This is a genomic window from Acidovorax sp. FG48, from assembly GCF_057809085.1.
In genome coordinates this window covers 24,206-41,307 of sequence record NZ_JBMDJH010000004.1, presented here as the reverse complement: position 1 = coordinate 41,307, position 17,102 = coordinate 24,206, and the positions used below count along the sequence as shown (strand labels likewise).

The 17,102-nt window shown below is 56.5% G+C and carries 19 protein-coding genes and 2 pseudogenes; 16 read left to right on the top strand and 5 right to left on the bottom strand.

Annotated elements, in window-relative coordinates; all coding sequences use genetic code 11:
• Window positions 1-12: 12 nt before the first annotated feature.
• The 4 genes and pseudogenes from ACODSU_RS06995 to ACODSU_RS06980 all read right to left on the bottom strand — a co-directional run.
• Window positions 13-123: pseudogene (locus ACODSU_RS06995) on the bottom strand (Sua5 family C-terminal domain-containing protein); the annotation flags it as partial.
• A 187-nt stretch (window positions 124-310) separates the two neighbouring features.
• The gene (locus tag ACODSU_RS06990; RefSeq protein WP_011117152.1) at window positions 311-1,858 is read right to left on the bottom strand and encodes an IS91-like element ISCR8/ISPps1 family transposase; all 1,548 of its coding nucleotides are present in this window, start codon (window positions 1,856-1,858) and stop codon (window positions 311-313) included.
• 108 nt (window positions 1,859-1,966) lie between these two features.
• Window positions 1,967-2,155 (bottom strand): annotated as a pseudogene (locus tag ACODSU_RS06985) (dihydrolipoyl dehydrogenase); the annotation flags it as partial.
• 134 nt (window positions 2,156-2,289) lie between these two features.
• Entirely contained in the window at window positions 2,290-5,205 is a 2,916-nt protein-coding gene (locus tag ACODSU_RS06980) for a Tn3-like element IS1071 family transposase (protein ID WP_003049965.1), read from the bottom strand.
• A gap of 160 nt (window positions 5,206-5,365) precedes the next feature.
• On the opposite strand from ACODSU_RS06980, the gene ACODSU_RS06975 reads away from it, so the two are divergent.
• From ACODSU_RS06975 to ACODSU_RS06905, 15 genes are all read left to right on the top strand, one after another.
• Window positions 5,366-5,971, top strand: a complete 606-nt coding sequence (locus ACODSU_RS06975; protein WP_488841095.1) for a hypothetical protein — start codon at window positions 5,366-5,368, stop codon at window positions 5,969-5,971.
• Window positions 5,972-5,983: 12 nt separating this feature from the next.
• Window positions 5,984-6,463 carry a hypothetical protein gene (locus ACODSU_RS06970; RefSeq protein ID WP_488841093.1) on the top strand — a complete coding sequence of 160 codons (480 nt, stop codon included), beginning with the start codon at window positions 5,984-5,986 and terminating at the stop codon, window positions 6,461-6,463.
• Between the two features lie 257 nt (window positions 6,464-6,720).
• Entirely contained in the window at window positions 6,721-8,178 is a 1,458-nt protein-coding gene (locus tag ACODSU_RS06965) for a DNA cytosine methyltransferase (protein ID WP_488841092.1), read from the top strand.
• A complete protein-coding gene (locus ACODSU_RS06960; protein ID WP_488841090.1) occupies window positions 8,175-8,474 on the top strand; it encodes a hypothetical protein in 300 nt (99 codons plus the stop codon). The genes ACODSU_RS06965 and ACODSU_RS06960 overlap by 4 nt, the downstream gene beginning before the upstream one ends.
• Window positions 8,475-8,567: 93 nt before the next feature.
• Complete coding sequence (locus tag ACODSU_RS06955; protein WP_488841088.1) at window positions 8,568-8,798, top strand: hypothetical protein; 231 nt, start codon at window positions 8,568-8,570, stop codon at window positions 8,796-8,798.
• Window positions 8,799-8,927: 129 nt separating this feature from the next.
• Window positions 8,928-9,263 (top strand): hypothetical protein, encoded by a 336-nt coding sequence (locus ACODSU_RS06950; protein WP_488841086.1) that lies wholly within the window; start codon window positions 8,928-8,930, stop codon window positions 9,261-9,263.
• 70 nt (window positions 9,264-9,333) lie between these two features.
• A complete protein-coding gene (locus ACODSU_RS06945; RefSeq protein ID WP_488841084.1) occupies window positions 9,334-9,654 on the top strand; it encodes a hypothetical protein in 321 nt (106 codons plus the stop codon).
• Between the two features lie 66 nt (window positions 9,655-9,720).
• Complete coding sequence (locus ACODSU_RS06940) at window positions 9,721-10,695, top strand: ParB/RepB/Spo0J family partition protein (protein ID WP_488841082.1); 975 nt, start codon at window positions 9,721-9,723, stop codon at window positions 10,693-10,695.
• 118 nt (window positions 10,696-10,813) lie between these two features.
• A complete protein-coding gene (locus ACODSU_RS06935; protein WP_436078910.1) occupies window positions 10,814-11,128 on the top strand; it encodes a hypothetical protein in 315 nt (104 codons plus the stop codon).
• 33 nt (window positions 11,129-11,161) lie between these two features.
• Window positions 11,162-11,302, top strand: a complete 141-nt coding sequence (locus ACODSU_RS06930) for a hypothetical protein (RefSeq protein ID WP_436078911.1) — start codon at window positions 11,162-11,164, stop codon at window positions 11,300-11,302.
• Between the two features lie 292 nt (window positions 11,303-11,594).
• Window positions 11,595-12,005 (top strand): hypothetical protein, encoded by a 411-nt coding sequence (locus tag ACODSU_RS06925; protein WP_488841080.1) that lies wholly within the window; start codon window positions 11,595-11,597, stop codon window positions 12,003-12,005.
• A gap of 116 nt (window positions 12,006-12,121) precedes the next feature.
• Entirely contained in the window at window positions 12,122-12,382 is a 261-nt protein-coding gene (locus ACODSU_RS06920; protein ID WP_488841078.1) for a hypothetical protein, read from the top strand.
• 271 nt (window positions 12,383-12,653) lie between these two features.
• Window positions 12,654-12,899 carry a hypothetical protein gene (locus ACODSU_RS06915; protein ID WP_488841077.1) on the top strand — a complete coding sequence of 82 codons (246 nt, stop codon included), beginning with the start codon at window positions 12,654-12,656 and terminating at the stop codon, window positions 12,897-12,899.
• 177 nt (window positions 12,900-13,076) lie between these two features.
• Entirely contained in the window at window positions 13,077-13,775 is a 699-nt protein-coding gene (locus ACODSU_RS06910) for a hypothetical protein (protein ID WP_488841075.1), read from the top strand.
• Between the two features lie 251 nt (window positions 13,776-14,026).
• Window positions 14,027-15,079 carry a tyrosine-type recombinase/integrase gene (locus ACODSU_RS06905; RefSeq protein WP_488841073.1) on the top strand — a complete coding sequence of 351 codons (1,053 nt, stop codon included), beginning with the start codon at window positions 14,027-14,029 and terminating at the stop codon, window positions 15,077-15,079.
• On the opposite strand, the gene ACODSU_RS06900 is transcribed toward ACODSU_RS06905, so the two are convergent.
• A complete protein-coding gene (locus tag ACODSU_RS06900) occupies window positions 15,076-15,531 on the bottom strand; it encodes a helix-turn-helix domain-containing protein (protein WP_488841071.1) in 456 nt (151 codons plus the stop codon). The genes ACODSU_RS06905 and ACODSU_RS06900 overlap by 4 nt on opposite strands.
• Before the next feature lie 98 nt (window positions 15,532-15,629).
• Between ACODSU_RS06900 and ACODSU_RS06895 the strand changes: the two genes are divergently transcribed.
• Complete coding sequence (locus ACODSU_RS06895; protein WP_488841069.1) at window positions 15,630-17,096, top strand: hypothetical protein; 1,467 nt, start codon at window positions 15,630-15,632, stop codon at window positions 17,094-17,096.
• Window positions 17,097-17,102: the final 6 nt, after the last annotated feature.

The window sequence follows — 17,102 nt, the reverse complement described above, 5'->3', positions numbered from 1 at the left end:
CGCAAGGCTGGTTCAGCTCGCCGCAGCCCGCCCCAGGCGGTCTCGCACGCCGTCCCATTCCGCCGTCCCGGGCGGGTGCTCAATCCAGATCAGCTTGACGCCCTGGGCGTCAAAATCGCGCAACGGATAGGAAATTCAACCGCATGAGGCCAAGTATGGCACGAGTTTTGGGCCTCGAAACACGTTCGGCCAAGGAAGGTTGAGCGCTCGCTTGCCGCTCAATGGCAAGAGCTTGGGAGGCAGTATGCATTTGGGCCTGGCGCGCGCGCAGCTGCTTCCCCGCAGCGATGGATACCGCCGCTTCACTGGGTCACCAATTGACGCGCTGGTCTACCTCGTCGGGTTGAGCTGCCAGATCCCAATCCGGCTCGCCTTGCGCACCATCATCCACCGGCGCGTCGCAGCCCTCCCACAGCGGTGGCCCGCGTGCCGGGGTGATGTGCGGGGGGGCAGACTCCACCCCGATGTGGTTCAGGATGTGGCGGATTTCGGCGCTGTGGGTGATGAAGGCAATGATGCGCATCTGCCCACCGCACATGGGGCACAGCAGCGGAAATGCCTCGTAGATGCGGGCAATCAGCACCGCCCACAAGTAATGCGCCGCTCGCTTCGGGCGTGCTTCAGGTTCGGGTGTGGGTGTGGCCGCGTTGCCCGGCGCCGCCACCCCAGGTACGCCCGCGCCAGGTTGTGCAGTCTCCACCGTGGCTGGTTGCGACGCAGCAGGCTGAGCCAGCGCCGTTACCGCCGCTCTCAGCGGCGAGTTTGGTGCCAGCACACCAAAGTAGCGGTGCCGGTGGGTGCGTGGCGGTGGCACCAGCGCGGCGATGCGGTCGATCAGTTCCAGCGGTGTGAGGTGCAGCTCATCTGCCTTGGCACCACGCTTGTCACTGGTGGGCTCGCTGCGCTGTTTGGCACAGCGGTACACCAGTTTGCTTCCCTCTTTGCGTAGGCGCTCCATGGAAAACGGTGGACGCGCGCAATAGCGCAGCAGCCGCTCCAGCGCAGCGCGGTCGTGGGCTTCGATGCAGACACCGGCGTCCACCGAGAAGCCGCTGTGTTTGTAGCCCAGCATGTCTTTGGCGTCACAGTTCTCCAGCAGGCCCCGAGCAACGAAGGCGCGCAGGATGCGTTTTTGCAGTGTGGTCTGCACTGGGGCCACGGTAGCCGCATCGATGCCGGTGGCCGCGTGAAAGATGACACCCGGCGATGAGATTCGAGGGGTCGCATCAGCATCGCCCTCGCCCTCCACTTCCTCAAACACCCCGTCCACCACACAAACGTGGAAGTGGACGTGTTCATTGAGGCTGGAGCCGAATCGGTGAATGAAGGCGATGGCACCGATGTGCAGGCCTGCCTTGTCCATATGGGCCGCACCGGGGCTGTGGGTCTGCAGAGTTTGTGCGATCACCCGCAGAAAGATGCGCAGCACCATGCTCAGCACCGCTCCGTCGCGTTGCATGAAGTACCGCAACCTCTTGGGCACGGAGAGCACCCACTGGCGCACCGGCAGGCGGGGGAAAACGTGGTCGCTCAGGTGTGCCGCCGTCTCCACCATCCGCCGCGTGGTGCACGAGGGGCAGACTCCCCGGCCTTTGCAGGAGAAGGCTACAAAGTAGTCGTGCCCACAGTCGCCGCAGCGAGCGCGGGCAAAGCCATGGGCAAAGATGCCGCACTCAAGATACTTGGCAAACGCTTTGCGCACGAAGGGCTTGGGGGTGTGGTGGTCGCCCTGGCCGTCGAACTGACCCGCGCTGGCCAACTCTAGCCAGGTCTCGTAGTGCTCGGCTACCATTTGGTAGAGCAGCGTGCGTTCGGGGTGGCGTGGGTTGTAGAGCTTGGGCTTGGAAGTGGCTGACATGAATACTGTACAAATGCACAGTATTCTGCGGCGATTGTTTGGGTACGCAAAGCACAAGGCCCGAACCGTCGCCAGTTCGGGCCTTGTCAGGGTAGCTTGGCTGCGGACTTACTTGCGCGCAGGCGGCACATCCGTGCAGCTGCCATGCGCCACTTCCGCCGCCATGCCGATGCTCTCGCCCAGCGTCGGATGCGGGTGGATGGTCTTGCCGATGTCGACAGCGTCCGCACCCATCTCGATGGCCAGGGCGATCTCGCCGATCATGTCGCCCGCATGCGTGCCGACCATGGGGTCTCCTCGTTTTCAGTGCAATAAGTGACGGTACGAAAAGCTAGCACTGGCGCGGAGGTGGTGTTGGTAGATCGTTGATTTCATTGACTTTCCTGTTCACTTTCAAATCTGCGATTCGTGGCGTCAAACCGTGGTCGGTTTCATCCATTGGTGCCAGTTATCGATGCATTTGGCCGCGAAGGCAGGATTTGGTCAGCATAGCGGTCAACCGGGAAGCGAAACACACCCCGCAAGTTGATGCTCTCCAGCCTGGTGGGCGCAATCTTCCCGATCAGTTCCGGTGGAATGACCTGGCGGCGGTTCGACCAGCGATCCAGGACCGCCTGCATCTGTGAGGTATTCCACGCCATCACGATGTTGGCCATCAGGCTCAACGCATCGGCCACAGCCTGCATTTCATCGACACGTTTGGCCTGCGCCGGGCTGATCCGGCCGGTATAAATGGCGCGCTTGAGGGCGTTAACAGCCTCGCCCCGATTGAGCACCCGGCGCAACTCGTTCCTGAAAGCGTCCTTGACAAAGTAGTCAGCCAAAAACGCCGTACGCAGCAACCGCCCCAATTGCACGCCAGCCTCATAGATTGGATCGCCCTGGGCGGCAGAACCGAACCGCGCAAGAGCTGCCACCGCACTGGCATGTCCGCTCATGACCGAGGCTGCCAGGTGCACCAGACTATCCCAATGCTTTTCGATCAAAGCGACGTCGACATTGGCTTCGCACACCGCAGCGATTTCTGCGGGCACTTTGGTGCCGCGTGGCACAAAGAGGTGGCGCTGTTTGAGTTCCTTCAACCGCGGGCAAAGATCAAAACCAAGCAAACGGGCATGTGACATGGCAAAGTCGGTGTAGCCATGGGTATCCACAGCAAGCTGGCTGGTCTCCAGCTTTTCTTGGCGGATGACACCTTCAATGGCCACGCCCGCCTGGCGCTCATTGAGCACAAAGGGCTGCGCATGGAAGATGCCCCACCGGTCTTTTACATGGGAGTAGATTCCAATGGAAGGTGTGTTGCGCCGAGGATCAAGCCGGGCTTGCCACACCCGTTTGGTGGTCTCCATGCTCATCATGTCAGAAGATGCCAAATCGGACCGCCCCCAGGTGGCGGCAATCGGGTGTCGCTGCATGAATTCCAGCACAGCCTGGCAGGCCTGGCTCAGACGCCGTTCGTCCCGCGCCCAGCGCATGGCCTGGCGAATGCTGGTGGCAGACAATTGCGGAATCATGCGCGCGCATTCGACCGCAGTCAGACTGGTGCCGTGGGCCATGATGCCGGCATAGACCATCAGCAGCTCGTCGGTAGAGCGCGGCTCACGTCCGAGCATGATCCAGCTAAAGCGCACCTGGGCGTCAACGGCCAGAATCACTTCCGGCAATTGAACCTCACCGATGCGGTGATCCAAAGCCGCGCGCAGCTTGGTCACTTCTGGGTCTTCGTCCTCTGCGGGCAATGGCGACAAATGGAGTTCATCATCCACGCGCAGTACGCCACTGCGGGCTGCAGCGGCCACCGCATCGACACCGGCAGTTACTCTGGCCAGCAAAGGCTTCAAGAAAGTGGCAGCCTTGCTGGGTAACGATAGACGGGCATAGTGTTTCTTGGACTCTGCCTGCCAACGCTCGTCCGTGAAGAACAAGCGCGCACGACCCCGAAAGCTCAGGCTGTGCTCAATCCAGACCGAGCCATTGCGCACCGCGCGGCGCAGGGCAAACAGGGTGGCCACCTCCAACGCCTGAAACGCCCGTTCCCGGTCTGGGCTGGAGATCGAAACCTGCCAGATCATTCCCAGACTTGGTGCCACCACTTCAACTGGCAGCTTTCTGGATCCTTTGAGATATAAAGCTTGCAGCTTGGCAAGGTACTCGATGGCAGGATGCTCGCCGGTGGCCTGCCAGGGCAGCTTTGCAATGGCGACGAGCAACGACCGCACGGGGCGAATTCCATCAATCAATCCCTCGCGGACCAGGGAGGCCCTGCTCGGTGGTTTGCGTTTCTGGGTTTCGGTGATCAAGGCTTCAAGACGGGCACGCAACTCAGCATCTGGCACCGCACCTTGCGCGCTCAAGGCAACAAGTTCGCCGAGCAGCGTTTTGTACATTGCGGCCCAATTGACGGTAGCGGGGACATCGGCGGCAGCCTGACGCCACAGATCGGCGATCCGGCGCTGCACCATAAGGATCAACTGGTCTGTGGTGGTGAACAGGCAATACCGAAGAAAGCATGCGACCTCCACGGTGCGCGCTGGCTCTTTGATCTTGGCTCCGGCTGAGGGCGGCCTGGAGACAAGTCGGCGCGCGTAGCGGCGCAAGATGAGATCGGGGATGTCTGCCAGGTGCTTATGAACGTCCAGCGTGTAAAGCAGGTCGATGCGCTCCAGTACCTCGCTGATTTGGCGGGTTGAGTGTTTCGCCGGTGCAGCCCATAGCCAACTCTGCTGGGTTTGTCCATCTGGGCGCAGCTCTGAAACTGAGGCTCGCCAGCGATCAAGTGTTGCTGGATCAACGCTGGCGGCGATGGCGGTGCCTGTTTCAACTTCAAGCTGGGCAAGTGCCGCCGCAATCAGTGTCCGAATTGCCCGCTCGTGCACGATCACCAGCTTGTTCTTGTACAGCCATTGACGCGCCCGCACGAGTAGCTGATCGCGGTCGGCGCAGCGCGCCACTTCGTCGCGCAGTTCACGTACCAGTGAGCGGCGCTGGTGCTCGCTCATCCACTGGAATCCAAGGACCGTGCAGGCTACTTGTTGGTGATCGAATAGCGTGCGCCCGCGTTCATACATGGCTCTCAGCGAGGCGACTTCTGGTGCTGCAATGCCAAGCTCGTTGCCAAGGTGGCGCCACAAGGCTACTGGAATTACCCGAAAGGCACCGAGCAAACGCCCACTCATGCGCAGGAAACCAATATGGAGCGCCAGACCAAGCTTGTGGGAATCACCTCGGCGTGCATTGATTGCGTCGCGCTCGGCACCATCGAAGGTGAAAAATGCCTTCATCTCGAAGTCGCTGATATCGCGGGGGAGCCCACGCATCCCCAAAAACGTTGTGTGCCAACCCTGCATCGTGAACCTCAAAAGTGGGAGGCCACCATACCCGTTTACAAAGCGAACAGGAAAGTCAATGAAATCAACGGTCTACCCAGACCACCCCCGCGCCAGTGCTAGCTTTGCGTACCGTCACTTATTGCACTGAAAACGAGGAGACCCCTTCTAGGAGCAACACATGATCAATGAGACCGGGCACCTTAAGGTGTCATTCTCATCCTTTGCCTCCAGCAAGCCACCAGAAGATCGGTGGATTGCTTGGCACTACCGCAATCTTGATCGGGCCTTCGTCACCCTCGCTTGCGAGCGCGGGGACGATGGATCTGAGACATGGACTTGTATCGACTCCTCTCTCACTCGCGTCAACACAGTGCTTTACGAAGCGTTCAAGAAGGGCGCGCTGTACGAGGCGGAGATTGGTGTTCGTCTGGTACGTGGCCAGAAGATGAGTGCAGAGCGGTACCTCCGTTTTGTAGACTCAATTCCAGAGCAGGACGCTTCCAAACTCAGTACGAGAGTGCTGGCTGTCGCGAAGTTTCCACCGGGTTCGATGAACGCTGTGCGGGTGTATGACCAACATACGTGGGATCACAGCCAATCGGTCATCACGGAAAGCACCTCGGGCATAACCGTTGAGATTCCCCTCTCGTCCGCAGAAGCTCTGGCTTTTGTCGAGGTCGCTTGCGATCGCGTAAGTGTCCGTGTGCAGCGTTCATCTACCAGCAGCTCCGATGAAACCAAAGCCCACAGCCAGCTGCAGGAAACTGCAGATATGTTCGAGTGAAGCGGTTCTCCGATGAGTACAACCATCTATCACGATATCCGTGTGGTCCAGGTGCCAGCTGCTTGCATCGACGATTCAGTTGACCATTTTGGTCTGATGGTCCTGGTAGGCAACAGCCGTGGAACGACACGCCGATGGGAAATGGAATACTTCGCTCCCGAGGCCACGCTCACAGCGTACGCAGTGGCTACAAGCTACTACTTCCGGAATGGATCCGCAGCCTGGAAAACACACCGCACGAATAGCGCGTTCGATCCAGGAAAGTGGATTGCCCGCGTTCGGAAAGCGATTGCCGAGGCAGAAGAAATTTCGGTTCCATTTCTGGACAGGACCATAGCGTCCAGCGGTCCATTGCTACTTGAAGGGCGAAGAGCTTTTCAAGACAAGACGATCCGTGAAGCTCTCAAGGCTGCACGGGACTTCAGCCGCGCAGACACAGGACAACCTTCACGGGATTTCCTGAGTGTGCACGGACCGAACGAGGTCAATTAGTGCTGCAGGCCGTCCACCATTCGGTGGATGGCCGTCCAGCCTAATGATCAGGTGTTTTTGGACAGGGCTTTTCAAGCTCTCTCCAAAAATTCCTGCGGTAGTCGTAAGGCTCCCCTTGATACACCCAGCTGAGGTGTTGAAAAAATCAGCGCAACCACAAATCGGCACATGCCGAACACCACCGCGTAAGCGGATTCATCAACCCATACGGGGCCAATCCCCGTACGGGTGCGGCTTCGTGTTTTTCTGGAGAAAACATGAAGGCTTATGAAGCAATCAAACTCGGCGAACACCGTGGCAGTCCCCGCCTCTGGCTCCAAGGAATGAAAGCGAAGATTGCTGGGTTCTTGCCAGGTATGCGATTCAGCATCCGCAAGGACACGGCGAATCATGCATTGATTCTGGAACTGAATCAGTTTGGCGATCGAATCGTCTCGCGGAAAGTTCAGGGCGACAAAGTGATTCCGATCATCGACATCAATTCGAGCGAGGCCCTGTCAGTGTTCGAAGGATTCAACTCGCTCCGAATAACGATTGACGATACCGGGATCACGCTGCAGCCGATGGCTGTCGAACTTGCTAAGAAGGAGCGCATTGCGCGCCTGAAAGCCAAGCTCGATTCTGGTGAGCCCATCGCAATTGGCTCTATCGCCCATGGTGGTGGGGTGCTGACTCATGCCCTGCACACAGGGATGAGCGACGCGGGGCTCAAGGCACGTCTTGCGTTCGCGAACGAAATCCGCCCAGAGCTGCTAGAGCATGCATACGAGCACAACGATGCTTGGGATTTGAAAACAATCCCACTCACGGCCCCAATGCAGGACCTGGCTTTTGACCCTGAAGCGACGAATAGTCTGCCAAAGGTTGAGATTCTGGAGGCGGGAATTCCGTGCAGCGGAGCGAGCCTTTCTGGGCGAGCCCGGAATGGTGCTGGACATGCGGAGTCACACCCCGAGGTGGGTCATCTCATCGTCCCGTTCCTTGCGATCATCGCCAAGGTCCAACCTGTGGCCATCCTGCTGGAAAACGTGAAGCCCTGGAGAAATTCCGCTTCAATGTGCATCCTCAGAAACACCCTGCGCGATTTTGGCTACACCGTTCACGAAACAATCCTGCATGCAGGTGAGTGGAACGAACTGGAGGCCAGAACTCGTCTGGGAGTGGTTGCCGTGACTGAGGGTTTGGACCTGGATCTGAGTCAGATATCCAGGCCCGCTCCGTTGGCACGCACGCTGGCCGAAGTTCTGGACCCCGTGCCAGAAGATGATCCGAGCTGGGATGAAATGGCATATCTCAAGCGCAAGCAAGAGATGGACGCGGAGAAAGGTCGCCTGGGTAGAAAGGGCACCAACTTCAAGATGCAGATTGTTTCTGCAGACAGTACGTCGTGCCCGGTCATCACCAAGGGCTTTTCGAAGCGCCGGAGCACTGATCCCAAACTGGCACATCCCTCCAACCCAGATCTTCTTCGGCAGTTCACTGTTGTAGAGCATGCGAGGATCAAGGGGGTGCCTGAGAGTCTTGTTGAAGGCCTGGGTGTCACGTTAGGTCATGAACTTCTTGGCCAAAGTGTTTGCTACGGACCGTTCCGTGCGGTGGGGAAACTCCTCGCGAACGTGCTTCTGTCTGTTCACGCCGTCAAGGAACTCTGCAAGCGCGCAGCCCCGATGCCTCAGCAAGATCTCTTCGGTTTTGAAGTGGGAGTGCCGGCATGAACCCAGCGCCTTCCGAGGCGCGCGTTTCAAGCGTGCTTTCCGTGCTCAATCGGTATGAAAAGAGACCGCTTCCGCGACTCGATGGATTCACCTTCCTCAAGGCGTTGACATCAGGTAAGCGGAAGAGGGGCATCTTCATCCTTGGAGAAGACTTGACCCGTGAGGTGTTCAAGTTGTGCATCAAAGAAGCGATCGCTGCTGGACTTGATCCCGACAAGCTGTACATCTACGGTCGTTTGGGAATCTACTCTGGACGCTCAATTGAGTTCACGAAGTTCGCAGACTTGGGGCTCTAAGCCTGTCAGCGCCCTCGCTTTATGCGACGGGCGATTCATCAACACCCCACGGGTAGCACCAGTGGGGTGCCCGTGGTTTAGCATGGATTCACTATGCCCATCCGTACCACCTTCATCAAAGCCAACGCGAATGCAGTTTGCGAGCTACTGATTCGCGCAGCTGCCCACTTGGGCAACCTAACCGAAGAAGAGCTGAAGCACCTGGAAGAAACCTCTGGTCTGCCCTCTTCAATCCGAAGTGCATTCAAGAGCGTTTCCAAGGTGAGCGATACAGCTCAAGAATCGTTGAAGCGACAGCCGCCAAAGGGGTTTGATTTGTCCTGAAGAGCAGGACGACTCGGGGTGTGCAATCTGCTCACGATTAGAATTGGGGTCTCCTTCGCGTCAAGCGAGGGGGCTTCCCAAAGCGTCTCAACTGTGGGATCCTTTGGGAAGTGATTTCAACCTGTGGCTATGCCATTGGTCGTAGCTCTAGCTGAAGAGCCAAAATACACAGCATCCAAACTGGCGATCCGCCAGACTCATCAACCCATCGGGCCATGCCCTTTGGGACATGGCCTTCAATTAGCTGGCCATCAAATGCAAACTGCATTTTCCGGAGACTGGAATTTTTCCAACGTGCACTCCTACTGCGAGCGCATGAAGCTGACCAAGGAGATCAAGTCCTTTCAGGTCAGCACTGACCCTGAGCGTGGACGCTTGATCTACGTCGAGTCTGAAAGCGGCTGGGACCCCGAACCCCTCTTCGAGGAGTTTCCGCCCATACCCGCTGATCCGATTCCAAACTGATTTTCAACCCAGACGGGCATTCGTTGCCCACATGGGTGGCGGTGCTCGTCGCATTCCCGAAAGGAAACCCATGAGCAGCGCTTCGTCTCATCCAGACGTTGACCAGGCCATCATGCCCTCGCAGCATGCGGAACTCATCGTCGATGGTGTCATTTTTGAACGCAGCACCATCCGCACAAGCGGTGAGCTGTTTGCGAAGTTGACAGGTGAGCAGTTTCTCAGTGATGAGGAACCCAGCTCGAAATTCGTTCAGTGGCTCGACTTCATGAGCATCGTGTCGTTGGTCAACCTTAGTGTCGGTCAAGCCATCCTTGTGAAAGACCATCTTGGTCAAACCACTCAGGAAGGTTTTATCGGCCAGGCAGTTGCCGACGCTGAAGAGCAAATCTAATTTTTTCAACCCGCCGTGGGCGCATCCCACGGTGGGATGCGTTCATGGATTTCTTAGGAGATCAACATGACAACGCAAGAAACCAAAATCCTTCGGTCCTTCAAAGCGCAAGCAGCCGAATCCGAATTGACGAACGTCAAGAAGGACGACTCATACAAGGTTCTCCCCGAGGACCTTCACGAGGAACCTGGATTCAACGAGCGAGATTACAACGACCCCGTGGTGATTGAGCATATTGAGCGCCTCGCGAAGGCGTACGCTGCGGGCTCACCAATGCCTCCTCTGATCGTGAGAATCGACCAGGGTACTGGCTTGAAGTACATCGTGGATGGTCATTGCAGAACCAAAGCCGCGCTTCTGGCTAAGTCACGCGGTGTACCTCTGAAGCATTTGACTTGCATGCCTTTCCGTGGGAACGATGTAGACCGCGTGGCATGCATGCTGACAAGTGCTGAAGGCCTGAAGCTTCGGCCTGTTGGTATCGCGCGTGGTTACCTCAAACTCTACCGGCTGCTGAAGGATGTGTCCCTGGTTGCCGACCAGATCCAGCGAACAACTCAGCACGTGGAAGCAATGTTGTTGCTTGCTCAGGCGAGTACCGATGTTCAGGAGATGGTCAACAACGACCAGGTTGCAGCCTCCACCGCAATTGAAGTGATTCGAGCACACGGTGACAACGCAGGTGAAGAACTTACCAAGCTGCTCGCGAAAGCAAAGGCCAGCGGCAAGACCAAGGTCAAACCCTCTGCCTTCCGTGAGTGGGTTCCTCCGCGCAAGCAAGCGACTCAGATCTACGCCTCCATCGGCAACATGGTGAAGTCTCTCGAATCCAACGGGGTTCCTGAGGAGATCATCAACGCCGCTGAAGGAGTCGATCCGCAAACACTCGCGGGCCAGGTGGTGACTGTTGACGCCTCGGCGCTGGTGCAGCTGATCCAAGCCTTCAAACAGGCCGAAAAGCTCAAAGCCAAGCGCTCTGGTACCGACGCTAACCAGGAATCGGACCGCAATTCGGAAACGGCCGGTGATCAACCAGCCTGACAGATGAACACATTCCATCAAGGAATGCCGCTGCGAGCACCTGGTGCTCGCTTTTCTTACCCAGCCGGGGAATCTCCCTGGCGGGGGAGAGGCCCGGCGAACTTTGAAGGAGATAACCATGGCCAACACCATCGGACTTCTCCTGCTCTGCTCGCCCTTCGCGGTGCCACTTGGTCTTGGAGTCTTCTGGCTTCTCGGTACCATGGTGCGCGCATACGCGCGTTCCAAGCACGCTTGGCTGGCGTCTGTGCTGCTTCTGCCGCACTTCGCCTCCAAGCTGCTGGATCGCATCGTCGATGCCTGCATTGCAGGAAACCTGCTGGATGCAGCGATCTTTTCGCTGCCTCTGGTAACCATTGTTGTAGCTCTCAAGCTGCTTCTGAACGTGCATGACAGCGTGCGTGATGATGGGCAGTCGAAGAAGCTCCCTTGATCAACCGAGATTCCTCGGTACAAAGGACACACCATGAATGCACTCATCACTGATCCAAACGCCATTTGCTTGCTGACACTTAGCTTCGTGCTGATTGTTGGCCGCTTGGCGATGCGCTGGCAGGATAAGTTTGAGCAACAGCAGCAAGCGAAAGGTCGCAAGCAACGACCCTGACGCTGCAGGTCTCTCTTGGCACATGCCAAGGGGGTTCCTCAAGTCTCACAGGTGGGATTTCAGGAACCTTGCCGTCAAGGCGAGATATTTAAGAACACAAGCTCAATGGCCCCGAGAGACCATTGGTACGCACGAATTCATGCACCGCATACTGCGGCGCACTGATTGGCAGCTGGCCACGCGTTTCTGCGAAAACAGCACTCTCACGCACCACTTGGTGTATTCAACAACCTGCGGGTACTTCATGCCCGCTGGGGCATGTGTATCTGCTTCCCCTGGAGCAATCATGCCAATGGACCCAACATCCACATCGAGCCAAACCACAGGTTCGTCCAAAAAATCCCCAATCTTTGCAAGAAAGATTGCTGACGCACTTGAGCGCTACCTGGAAGCAGCCGACACCAGCGTGCACTGGGTCACTGCAATAGGTGATGCGTCTTCCTTCAAGGCACCAACTGCCATTTGGCCAGAAGGTGATTTTTCTGTACGCATTTGCGTCTCCGAGGGCGCAAGCGAAGGCTCACGCATCGAGGTGATGTACGAGGTCAATCGCGAGCCTTTTGAGTGCCTTCCTCTTCTTCGCGTGAAGACCCTCGCGGGTATGAAGCGTGCCTTCGAAGAGGCCTTCCACGTCTACCAGTTCATGAATGCACTGGATCTGGATCTCTTCCGCGAGGAGGCGATCGAGGAGACGGCGGCTTGATGCTGCTCGCCAAGAAGTAAGTGCCTGCGTGTGATTACTCGATAAGCATGCGTGGGTCCGCACCCCAGAAAGCAGGAGTCGAAATGCGTAATGACACTGAATCACCCACTCGCCCTATGACAAACACTGAACGCTGGGCAGCAAGAATTGTTGCGGCATCACGCGCAGGTCACATGGTCTCCTACGAGGAGGAGGCTCTCACCGTCCTCAATGGTGAGCCTATTGCAGTCGATCTGGAAACCTCCCTGTGTCGTGAGGCCGCCGCTCTCAACCACCGCATGTGTGATGACGAGCACGCGGTCTACGAGGCAAATGAAAAGCTCGCATCCGTACTCGAAGAGTTCGGTCTCGCGGATCGGTGGGGGGATCAGCAATGACAACCTCGACCGTAGCGACATCCCGTGATTCATCACTTGTGACGGTTCCGCGTTCGATATCGGACGACGACAAATGCGAAGGCTGTGGTCATTGTCAGTACCAGCCTGGTGCATTAAGCACCTGTGCACGAGGCTGGCCCGGTTCTGCAGATGATGATGGTTACATCAATGTCTGTGTCGATTTCATCGCGGCTAACTAGCTGCTCAACAACCCAGGACGGGCATGCCCCTCCTGAGGTGCTGTCGGTCCTAGCTTCGAAAAGGACATCCCATGGTTGACTCAGAAGGAAACACCAAATCAGTGCTCTGCTTGGCAATTGAAGCCCTTGCACTGGCAACAACAGCTGGTAATGCTAAGGACTTGAACCAGGAGGTTTTTTCCCAAGCACATACTGCGCTCGTCAAATGTCGCGACGCTATTGTCGAGCACGATGGCCAGCTTGACTGGCGTGAAATCCCACCCACTGGCGATGACTACAACTGGCTCTTGAGCCTGCTTGGAGTACATCAGGCATAACCTGCAAAACTGTCAGCGATTTCGCATCAATATCATCTATTCTTGGCGCCTTTCATTCTCAAGATGAACCGCCAATGAAATCATCAAGTGAAGCCCCTGATTCTCCGTAAGGAGATGATGGGGCTTTTTTTATTTCTGCCATCCGTTGTAATTTCATACCAGTGATAGCATAGTGCGATGAATAAAAAACCTCCTCGTATTTTCCCCGTAATCCATCACATTGATTCGCCAACTACCCATGCCGAAGTCAATCAAGCACTTAGATTGGGTGTTGATGGTGTGTTTTTGATCTCTCATTACTCTAGTGATACAGCCTATGCCGGCATCGCAGATGATGAGACGCTTATGTGTCTGGCCTCAGAGCTGAAAGCCCTCCACCCAGGTTCTTGTATCGGGATCAACTGTCTAAGTTGGTCTCCACTTCACAGCGCTCAACGCGCTGTAGAGGCCAGCTTGGATATGATCTGGGCTGATTCCATGGGCGTTGATTCAAGCGGCCTGACAGGGGAGGGCGAGGCTTTGATGCGCTTGGCGGCAGAACATCCGAGTATTGAATTTTTTGCCTCGGTTGCGTTCAAGTACATGCCTGAGGAACCTGACCCAGTGACGGCCGCCGACAACGCTCGAATGGCTGGGTTTGTGCCCACTACAAGTGGCTCAGCGACGGGGGCTCCTCCCGATTTGGAGAAAATTCGCGCCATGGCTGCAAGAGGCCCCCTGGCGGTTGCCAGCGGCATGACCCCTGATAACGTCCATCTGTATTCGCCCTATCTCTCGGATATTCTTGTTGCTACCGGCATTGCTGCTGACGAGCATCATTTAGATCCAGGCAAACTCGCACGATTCATCAAGTGTGTCAGGACACTTTCCCTTTGATGAATTGTCCACTTCCGCCCTGATAGGTCATCCGGCTCACGTTCCCCCCTCATGGCCACCTAGCCATGACTCTAATAGTTACTCAGAGATTGGGGCTGGCACTGAACTTTACGAAGGCATTTATATTACATGACCTGGCCAATTGCTAAATCCAATTTGCTATCAAGATACAGGGGGTCCACCATTCAAAGGTGACAGAAAATCGATAGGGCCTCATAATTCAGTCGTCGATTGCCTTTGATTGACGCACCATGACTGCCAATACGCTATTTCCATTGACTGCGGATCGTCCAAGTGAAACAGAACTGCTGAAGTTCTGGCTAGCTGCTCGCGCCGCTACAGACGAAGAAGTCATCAGGGATAGTGAGACCTACCGGCATATCTGGAGTACCTGGTGCAAATACTTGCAGGGGGGCCAGGCAGGAGGAAGGTCGCGGCCAATCCCCTGGTATGAGGTAGACGCAGCGACAGTTGTGGGTTTCCTCCAGTCGGGCCCTGCTAGTCGAAAGGAAAAGCTGGAGTCCTCAAGCAATGAGACAACCAAGCGTCGTTACTGGCGAGTGCTCGACCGCATTTACAACTACGCAAAGGCTCACAACTGGGTTGATAGTAATCCTCTGGTTGGTCTGACCACCAATGACAAGCCCAAATCGGAAGACACTCTCGGCACGATACTTGATCCACATGTCTGGCACGCAGCCGAAAAGTTACTTGCTCACCCTGATCGCTTTGACCCAATCTCCGTTAGGAATCGAGCTATTCTGCAAATTCTCTTCGGGCTCGGCCTGGCGCCCCAGGAAGTCCGCGCTCTAAAAACGTCCTCGCTGCTCTATGAGGCCTCCGAGTCGGAAGAGGTGAACCCTTCGAAGGTTCACGTTGACGGCCACAATACGCTTCGGCCGCGTACGCTGACGCTTTGCCCGAAGACTTCCGCAGCCATACGTGAGTGGCTCAAAGCTCGCCCAGCCGTCGCTACGTCCAAATCAGGGCAGATCCTTTTTTGTACGCCGAAGGGCCCCCTTGGCTCAGTGAGTTTGTACCTGCTGGTCAAATCCTTCTTGAAGAAGGCAAGTAATCTGGCTCAACGGGAGGAACCTCCCCAAGCGGGGCCTCAAGTGATTCGCAACTCCGTGCTGGTTCGGTTGCTTGAGGATGGTGATCACTCATCCCCATGGGTTGCCAGGTTTGCAGGGCTGAAGAACGTGAAAGGCCTCTGGCACCTGCGAATTCACTGCAGCGATGAGGTGCGGGCCACACTCACAAACATCAGGGACGATGCTGACTGTTCAGAAGCAGTCTTCTAGCCACCTGCTGATGCCATCTCTTCAAGACGGTGTTTTGCTGCTCGCTTCCCAAGCTTCAGGAACTGGTGAATCAGCGGCAGATGACGAGCACGGGGGGCGACATTGCCTCCCTCCCACTTGTAGATGGTTTGGGAAGAGACCCCGATGAGCAGGGAAACCTCAAGTTGGGTCAACTGCAGTGCTTCACGGTGGCGCACGAGTTCTTCGGCCGAAACAGGGCGCAGAACACTGGCTGGAGCAGCTTCCGGATGATCGTTTTTCTTCCCAGCCTCACTCGATTTTTTGAGTTTCTTCAACTCACTGGTCAAGGCGGCAACGTCACGCCGTAGAGCCGCGATATCCGAACGCTGCTTCTTTGATGATTGGCGCAGCGACTCCAGCTCATCTTTGAGCTGTTGGCGAGCCACGCGGCCAATTTCGGTTTTGAGCGATTCCTGAAAAGCGTTTGCCAATTTGGTGTCCCTTCGCCATCTTCGGCGGGTCAAAGTCGCCGTAGGATACCCCACCGATTCCAACTTTCATTTTCAGTTTCTATTGGTGAGGGCGGTCCATGACTTCAGCTGATGCACGGGTTGTACGCAGCGCACGCGATTTTTGGTTGGCAACCTGCGGCATCGATACTCACGCCCGAGGCCCTGGAAACGCCCAGAACGACACACCTTGGGTCGCCTTTACTGCAGATCGAAGACGATTGGTTTGCACTGTTTGGGATGACCAAGTAGCAGAGGTCTACGATCCCGTTGTTGGGCGATACCGACGCTTCGTTGTGTTGGGTGGATCCTCGTCATTCTGGCTCAAGGGAGCTAAGAAACGTGGGCTTGCAGCTAAAGAGGCCATAGCTCACGCCCTTAGGGAAAAACTGCCTGTCTACGGCTTTGAAATTGTCGCTGCAGGGAGCCAACCAGGGGCCGTCACACGTCGAATTGATCGCCTCCACCTTGATCGCGTGTACCTGTTGAAGCCTCACATTGGGGGTAGTGCACTTGATACAAGAGAGCGTCTCAATCTCGACAAGATACTCGCGGATGCATGGAAGAGCCCTGATATTGATGCCCTCAAAAACGGGACGCTCTTTGAGCTTTCAGATCCAGCTGGGGATATTCCTGCCGCTGACTGGGTGGCCCCTTCGCCCAACGGGGCGAACCTGCAGGGTGCGCTGAAGGCACTGCCATATTTGGTGGAGCATGTACGTTTGCAAAAAGATGGAGTTCTAAATCCTCTGACCTACTCAGACCTAGCGCTGTATATCGGCAGGCTCAAGCCTGATGGTTCGCCCATGGCGCTTGGCATGGGCGAGGTCTTGGGAGTTGTGGTCGAACTCATCCACAACGCAACTGCCGATTGGCCAGTTGAGTCCAGGCCTCCGCACATCACGACCATAGTTGTCCTCAAGTCGGGGCGCGATGCTGGCCTCCCTGACGATGGCGTGAAAGGGTTTTGGCCAGGCTTCGAGTTGATGACCGCCGCTGAAAAACGGGCCAAGATCAACGACGAGTATTTTCGTATTCTTGCCTACGGTGATCTTTGGCTGAAGGTTCTCGAAAGTGTGGGTCTCTCGCCTTTGCTCCAACCTAATGAAAACGGCGACAGCTCCGGAGGTGTTCCTTGGGGAGGATGGGGAGGAGGGGAGTCTGATGCACACAAGGACCTACGCCATCATGTGCTACGAAATCCACAGCTACTCGGTGTCGTGAATCCGAAATTTTCAGCCACTGAGCATCCACTGTTGTCGGGTGACAAGCTCGATGCCTTCTTTCGCACGGAAGATGTATGGGTTGGAGTGGAGGTCAAATCACTCCTGTCTGGGGATCAGGATCTGGAACGTGGCATCTACCAAGCCGTGAAGTACCGAGCGGTCCTTGAAGCCCAGGCCCTAACCAGGGGTCATCTCGGTTTCTTGGGAATCGTCGACAAAACTCGAAAAAGAACTGAACCCTGTACGCCGGGTTCCACTACCTCCAGTGACAGCTCAAGTGGATTGGTGTCGTCATCGCGGTGCTCTGCGATTCACCGCTGACCGGTT